This window comes from Acidaminococcus sp. CAG:542, assembly GCF_000437815.1.
Taxonomy (GTDB): Bacteria; Bacillota; Negativicutes; order Acidaminococcales; family Acidaminococcaceae; genus Acidaminococcus.
This window is the reverse complement of the sequence record NZ_FR902100.1, coordinates 472-7,188: the sequence shown is the minus strand read 5'-3', so window position 1 is coordinate 7,188 and position 6,717 is coordinate 472. Positions and strand designations below refer to the sequence as shown.

The 6,717-nt window shown below is 59.3% G+C and carries 6 protein-coding genes; all 6 read right to left on the bottom strand.

The window, feature by feature from the left end:
- Nucleotides 1-89 precede the first annotated feature (89 nt).
- Nucleotides 90-1,466, bottom strand: coding sequence for a pyruvate carboxylase subunit B (locus tag QVO43_RS08875; RefSeq protein ID WP_022488163.1), 1,377 nt, complete (start codon nucleotides 1,464-1,466; stop codon nucleotides 90-92).
- Between the two features lie 120 nt (nucleotides 1,467-1,586).
- Nucleotides 1,587-2,762 carry a M20 family metallopeptidase gene (locus tag QVO43_RS08870; protein ID WP_022488162.1) on the bottom strand — a complete coding sequence of 392 codons (1,176 nt, stop codon included), beginning with the start codon at nucleotides 2,760-2,762 and terminating at the stop codon, nucleotides 1,587-1,589.
- A gap of 13 nt (nucleotides 2,763-2,775) precedes the next feature.
- Entirely contained in the window at nucleotides 2,776-3,318 is a 543-nt protein-coding gene (locus tag QVO43_RS08865; RefSeq protein ID WP_022488161.1) for a hypothetical protein, read from the bottom strand.
- Between the two features lie 31 nt (nucleotides 3,319-3,349).
- Entirely contained in the window at nucleotides 3,350-4,300 is a 951-nt protein-coding gene (mmuM, locus tag QVO43_RS08860) for a homocysteine S-methyltransferase (RefSeq protein ID WP_022488160.1), read from the bottom strand.
- A gap of 43 nt (nucleotides 4,301-4,343) precedes the next feature.
- Nucleotides 4,344-5,735: an alanine/glycine:cation symporter family protein gene (locus tag QVO43_RS08855; protein ID WP_399508478.1), complete on the bottom strand. Its 1,392-nt coding sequence runs from the start codon at nucleotides 5,733-5,735 to the stop codon at nucleotides 4,344-4,346.
- A 110-nt stretch (nucleotides 5,736-5,845) separates the two neighbouring features.
- On the bottom strand, nucleotides 5,846-6,717 hold an 872-nt coding region (locus tag QVO43_RS08850), incomplete at its 5' end, for a hydantoinase/carbamoylase family amidase (protein WP_288174841.1).

The following is a 6,717-nucleotide window of genomic DNA, read 5'->3' as shown; positions in this document are numbered from 1 at the left end:
TCAATGGTCAGCGGAGGGCCGAGAACAACAAAGAACCCGTCCCCAAAAGGGGCGGGTTCTTTTCTTCGGCTGTTGCCGCGGCAGCAGCCTTACCGATTGTTCTTGAAGAAGGCCAGGGCCACTTCGGGGAACAGTGCATAGGACAGCACGTCTTCCACAGAGGCGTTGGGATAGCCTTTGGCGGCCAGGTCGGCTTTCATCTTGTCCATTTGCGGCGGAATGTCGTCGGCCGGTCTGTGGGTGATGGGAGCGATCGTGGTCTTGCCGGTCTTCTTGACGATCCAGCGGCGCACCACTTTCTTCAGATCTTCGCTGATAGGCCCCGGAGTCTTGCCGTATTTGCCCAAAACAATGTCCTGGATTTCTTTGGGGATCATTTTGTACCGTCCCATCATTACGTTCATGGTAGCCATGGTGCCAACGATCTGGCTGGAAGGAGTAACCAGCGGAGGATACCCCAGGTCGGCCCGGACTCTGGGCACTTCCTTCAGCACTTCTTCGTACTTGTCAGCCATACCCATCTGGGTCAGCTGGTTCAGCATGTTGGACAGCATACCGCCGGGGATCTGGAAGCTCAGGACCTTGGGGTTGATGCTGATGTTGCTGGGCAGGTTGAAGGTCTTCACCAGGTCAGCACGGACTTTCTTGAAGTGGTCCGCAATGGGCCCCAGTTTATCCATGTCGATGCCCGTATCTCTGGGAGTCCCTTTCAGGGTGTATACCAGGGATTCAGTGCAGGGATGGCTGGTGGTTTCCGCAAAGGGAGACAGAGCCGTATCCACAATGTCCGCACCGGCTTCGATGCCCTTCAGCAGAGCCATGGAAGCCATGCCGCTGGTGCAGTGGGAATGTACATCGATAGGAATATTGATTTCTTTCTTCAGGGCTTCCACCAGGGAAGAGCAGGCATAGGGAGCCAGCAGGCCGGACATGTCTTTGATGCAGATGGAGTCAGCCCCCATTTCCACCAGTTCCTTGGCCAGCTTCAGATAGTCGCTGTCCTTGTGGTACGGGCTGATGGTGTACACCAGGGTGCCCTGGGCATGAGCGCCGGCAGCCTTGGTGGCTTTCATGGCAGTTTCCAGGTTCCGGGTATCGTTGAAGGCATCGAAGATACGGATGATGTCGATACCGTTGTCCACGCTGCGTTTTACGAATTCGGTGACCACATCGTCTGCATAGTGGTTATAACCCAGGATGTTCTGGCCACGGAGCAGCATCTGCAGCTTGGTCTTTTTCACATGTTTCCGGATGGTGCGCAGCCGTTCCCAGGGATCTTCATTCAGGAACCGCAGGCAGGAGTCAAAAGTGGCGCCGCCCCAGGCTTCCAGGGCATAAAAGCCGCAGTCATCCAGTGCTTCCAGTACGGGCAGCATGTCGCTGGTGCGCATACGGGTGGCACAGAGGGACTGATGGCCGTCTCTGAGAACCGTTTCCACGATTTTAACGGGCTTCGGATTGTTCATTGCTCAACCTCCTATAGGTAAAGAACCGACTAATGGTTTTATACAATATCCATTATATCATACAACTGTCCTGGGGGGTAATACATTGTACTTTATTTTAATTATTAGAATGTTCTTATCTCAGTGTGAAGCTTTTCGTTTCCGGAATTCTTCCCACATGGCAGTAAGCCGGGCCGGATCATCCAGGATGGCGCCGCAGGCACCGGCCAGGATCCGGCTGCCGTACCCGATGGCTTCATGGGCGGCTTCCGTCTTCCCGGCTTTCAGATAGGCTTCGGAATGGGCCGGAGTTCCTTCAGGCACAAAGGCCACCCGGATGCAGGTGCCGGGCATATGGTACAGGATGATGCCGAAATCCGTGGAACCGGTTTTCTGCCGGGGTTCGGACAGCTGGGGCGCCCCGAAGGCCCGGGCCTGTTCCATCACCAGGTCGTTGAGGGTAAGGCAGGGAATCTTGGCGTAGAATTCGTGGGTTTCGGTGATGGTGTGGGTGGTGCCGGTCATAAGGCAGGCCCCTTTCAGGATGTCCAGGAACCGGGGTTCCAGACTCCGGAGATAGCCGGTGTCATAGGACCGGAGTTCATACTGGGCCAGGGTCCGGTCAGGGACCACATTGGCCGGTCCCCCGGCATCCCGGACGGTGTAGTGCATCCGGGTGTCGTCCTTCACATGTTCCCGGAGAAATTCCATGGCGTTGAAACTGAGGATCGCGGCATCAAAGGCGCTGCGCCCCTGTTCCGGACTCATGGCCGCATGGGCCCGGACCCCGTGGAATTCCACAGTGTAGCTTTTGTTGGCCATGCTCTTTATATCCACACAGGTATTGGGGGCGGCGTGCATCATCAGGGCAATGTCCATGTCCTGGAAGCAGCCGTTTTCCATCATCACGGTCTTGCCCCCGATGGTCTCTTCCGCCGGGGTCCCGTAGATTACCAGGGAGAAGGGCACCCCGGTGCCCTCATACTGGTCCCGGACCGCCAGGGCCGCCCCGATCACGGACGGGCCCTGGAGATGGTGGCCGCAGCCGTGGCCCATGCCTTCCAGGGCATCGTATTCACAGAGGAAGCCCAGCCGGGGTCCTCCCTCCCCCTGTTTCCAGGTGGCCCGGAAGGCGGTGGGCAGGGTCCCCACTCCCTTTTCAACAGTAAACCCCTGTTTTTCCAGGTAGTCTTCCAGCAGGGCGGAGGATTTCACTTCTTCCAGGCCCACTTCCGCCCAATCGTAGATACTGTCCGCCAGGCCGCACAGTTCTGCCCGGCGTTTCTCCCAGCTTTCGGTGATTTTCTTTTGATCCATGGTTTTCTCCTTTTTATCGGCTGTACCGGCGGTACCAGTCCAGATATTCCCGTTCCACGTCGGCAAAGGGCCGCACCTGGTAATCCACAGTCAGGTGCAGGGTCCCCTCCTGTTCCCGGTTTTCCGGATGGTCCATCAGATGATGGAGATCGCTGAACATAAGCGCCCGGTCGATCTGCTCCACTTCCGCCGCCTCTTCCCGGGTAAGGGGCCCTCCCAGGAACCGGTCCAACACCGCCTGGAGCAGGGTGTTTTCCAGTTCCCGGTACCGGGGCATGTTTACCTTGTAGGGATGGGGCACATCGGACAGGTAACATTCCGTGGCGTCGTGGAGCAGGGCCGCCAGGATCACCCGGCGGCTGTCTTCCCGGGCGGCCGCTTCTTTGGCCGCCGCCAGACAGTGCTGACCCACGGAATAAAAGGTCCGCACGTGGCCGTTGCCCCGGCACAACAGGCTCAGGGCATGGGCAATGTCTTCGATCCGGATCTTCTCCGGGTCCGGATGGAGGGGATCGAACTGGATCCCGGTATAGGTGGTGATTTCCCCGTCACTCATGGAGTGAGGCCTCCTTTGCTTGTTTTCCGTTTCACCGCTTCAGGAACTGGTCCCGTGCCGCCGCCACCTGGCGGATATGGTCCGCCACCGTGGTGCAGCAGCCTCCTACAGCCACTGCCCCGGCCTTCATGTAATCCAGGGCGTAGTCACCGAATTTCCGGTCCGTCCCCACCCCATGCCAGGTCTTGGTCACCGGGTCGTATTCTTCTCCACTGTTGGGGTAGACGAAGATGGGACGGTCGGAAGCGGCTTTCAGTTCTCCGATCAGGCTCACCAGGTATTCCGGTTTGGTGCAGTTCACCCCCAGGGCCTCCACTTCCGGGAACTGGCGGACCACTTCTGCCGCAGCTTCCCGAAGGGGCGTCCCTTCGCAGATGTGGTGCCCGTCCCGGCAGGAGAAGCTCACCCAGAAGGCAGCTCCCAGGTCCCGGGCAATGGCGGCTTCCACCAGGGCTTCTTCCAGGGAGGGCTGGGTCTCGAACAGCAGTACATCGGCCCCGGCCTGCCACAGAAGCTCTGCCCGGCGGCGATGGAATTTTTCCAGATCAGCCTGGGAAACCCCATAATGGCCCCGATATTCGGACCCGTCTGCCAGATAAGCCCCGTAAGGCCCTACCCCGGCCAGGCACAAAGGCCAGGCCCGGCCGGCGGCTTTCCCTTCCTGGTCCCACCATTCCTGCCGGGCTTCCTGGAAAATGGTTACAGACCGGGTGATCAGATTTTCCGCTTCCTGCTCTGTAAAGCCGTTGGCCGCAAGACCGGGAATGGACGCCTGGTAGCTGCAGGTGATCCCGGCATCAGCCCCAGCCCGGAAGTAGTCCAGATGGACCTGCTTCACCAGTTCCGGCCGGTCCGCCAATACCCGGGCGGTCCACAGGCTGTTGTTCAGGTCGGCTCCCAGATTTTCCAGGGCTGTGCCCATGGAGCCGTCAATGACCAGGATCCGGTTCCGGTCCAGGATATTCTGCAATGTCTGTCTCATACTTTCTCTCCTTCTCCCCTCTTCACTCTTCTCTTTGTACTCTTCACTCTTCACTCTGCACTCTTCCCTCATCTTCCAGGGTCCCATAGGACACCACCGGAGGATTTTCTCCCTGTTCTTTGGCCGGCAGGAACCGGAACCAGAAATCGTTGAACAGCCGGAAAATCTCCTTCTGCTGGGTCACAATGAACAGGATGGTGATCATCACATAAATGGCGGACAAAATGTCCGTCATGGCCCATAGGGCGTCAGCCCGGGCATGGTAGAGCACCACACAGGGCACCATGTAGTAGAACATATAGAGCCGGGTGCCGATTTTGTTCCGCTGGGTATCTCCAAAGGCGTAGTTGACGGATTTTTCACAGCTGTAGTACATGCCGATGATGGTGGTCCAGGCAAAGACCGTAATGGCCAGGGCCAGGAACCAGGCCCCCGGCTCCCCGAAAGACACCCGGAAGGCGGCGGTGGTGAGCCGGGCGCTGTCCAGGCCGGGGAAATCCGTATAGGCGTGGGTCAGGATCAGGGAAAGGGCCGTCACGGAACACACCACAATGGTATCCAGGAACACTTCTCCCCACCCCCAGGAGGCCTGACGCACCGGGTGATCCGTCCGGGCCGACGCATGGGCAATGATTCCATAACCGGTGCCTGCATCGTTGGAATACAGCCCCCGGGCGATGCCATAGCGCATGGCGTCCTTCATGGTGGCTCCGGCAAAGCCTCCGGCAGCAGCCGTGGGACTGAAGGCACTGCGGAAGATCAGGGCCAGGGCACCGGGGACTTCCTGCCAGTTCTGGATCAGGATGGCCAGGCCCCCCAGGATGTACAGCAGGGCCATGACCGGCACCACCCGTTCCATCACCCGGGAGATCCGCTGGAGTCCCCCGAAAATGGTGGCAAAGCAGGTGATCCCCAGAAAAGCCGCCGCATATTCCGGAGGGATCCCGAAAGCTTCCTTCAGGGCCCCCACCACAGATTCGGTCTGGACGCTGCAGGTCCAGGGACCCAGGGTAAAGCAGGCCACGGACAGGAGCAGCGCCCCCCGTTTCCACCCCAGGGCGTTTTTCATCACAAAGGACCGGTCGCACATGTATTCGTCCATGGATTGGGAATATTTCACCCGGAACCGCTGGCCCAGGATGATTTCACAGGCCTTGGTGGACATGCCCAGGCAGCCGGACACCCACATCCAGAACACGGCCCCCGGTCCCCCGGACACAATGGCCGTGGCCACCCCGCCGATGTTCCCCACCCCGATGGTGTTGGCCATGGCGGTACAGGCAGCGGCAAAGCCGGAAACCGTGCCGTGGCCTTCTCCCTTCTGGAACATTTTGCCGAAGGTATTCCGGAAATGGAACCCCCAATGGCGGAAATTGTAATAGAAATGGAACCGGAAACTCAGATACAGCCCCATGCCCACCAGGATCACCGTCATTGGTGTCCCCCACAAAGCATCTGCAGCCCCCTGCAGCAAAGAAAGCAGCAATCCCTTCAACTCCTTACAAGTAATTTACATTCTATAATATCAGTTGGAACAGACCCTCTTCACTGGATTTCCTCGTCCAGCTCCAGGAGGGTCCGGTAAAGCACTTCTCCGCCCCGTTCCACGTCTTCGGCCGGAGTGTATTCCTGACCGCTGTGGCTGATGCCTTTGTGGCTGGGGATGAACAGCATGGCTACCGGGATCCGGTGGGCGATGGAATCGGCGTCGTGGCCGGCGCCGCTGGGCATCACCTGCCAGGTGGCTCCCAGGCTGTCCGCCGCTTTTTCAAAGGCTTCCATCAGCTTGGGGTCGCAGACGGCGCTGTCCTTGTAAATCAGCTGTTGGATGGTGAACCGGCCGTCCGGAATCAGTTCGGTGGCCGCCTGGATCTCCCGGATCAGTTCGTCGGTGTACTGCCGGTCCACATTCCGCATTTCAAAGGTGCAGGTGACCTTCCCAGGGACCACATTGGCCGCATTGGGCCAGCACTGGATCTTCCCGGCGGTGAACACCAGGCTGTGGCCGATTTTCCGGCAGGCGGCGTCGGCAAAGACAATAAGCTTGGCCATGGCCACCATGGCATCCTGCCGGTCCTCCATGGGAGTGGTCCCCCCGTGGTTGCTCTGGCCTTCTGCAGTCACCAGGTACCGGACGATATTGGAAATACCGCTGACGATACCCAGCTGGACACCGTCCTTTTCCAGTTTGCCTCCCTGCTCGATGTGGGTTTCCAGGTAGCAGGCCGCATCGGAAAAGTCCCGACGGCAGGCCAGGATTTCCTCCACCCTGCGGCCGAACCCTTCCAGAGTTTCCTTGAGAAGGGGCTGGTCCGGGTCCGTAAGCCCCGCCAGGGCCCGGCTGCCGAAGGTGCCTCCCAGGGGGCTGGCTTCTTCCCCGTTGAAGGCGTACACCTCCACCGTGTGCCGGAGCCGCC

Bases quoted from the DNA above. Each gene is read 5' to 3' on its own strand.
- QVO43_RS08875 (WP_022488163.1), bottom strand. From the start codon at position 1,466: ATGAACAATCCGAAGCCCGTTAAAATCGTGGAAACGGTTCTCAGAGAC.
- QVO43_RS08870 (WP_022488162.1), bottom strand. From the start codon at position 2,762: ATGGATCAAAAGAAAATCACCGAAAGCTGGGAGAAACGCCGGGCAGAA.
- QVO43_RS08865 (WP_022488161.1), bottom strand. From the start codon at position 3,318: ATGAGTGACGGGGAAATCACCACCTATACCGGGATCCAGTTCGATCCC.
- mmuM (WP_022488160.1), bottom strand. From the start codon at position 4,300: ATGAGACAGACATTGCAGAATATCCTGGACCGGAACCGGATCCTGGTC.
- QVO43_RS08855 (WP_399508478.1), bottom strand. From the start codon at position 5,735: ATGACGGTGATCCTGGTGGGCATGGGGCTGTATCTGAGTTTCCGGTTC.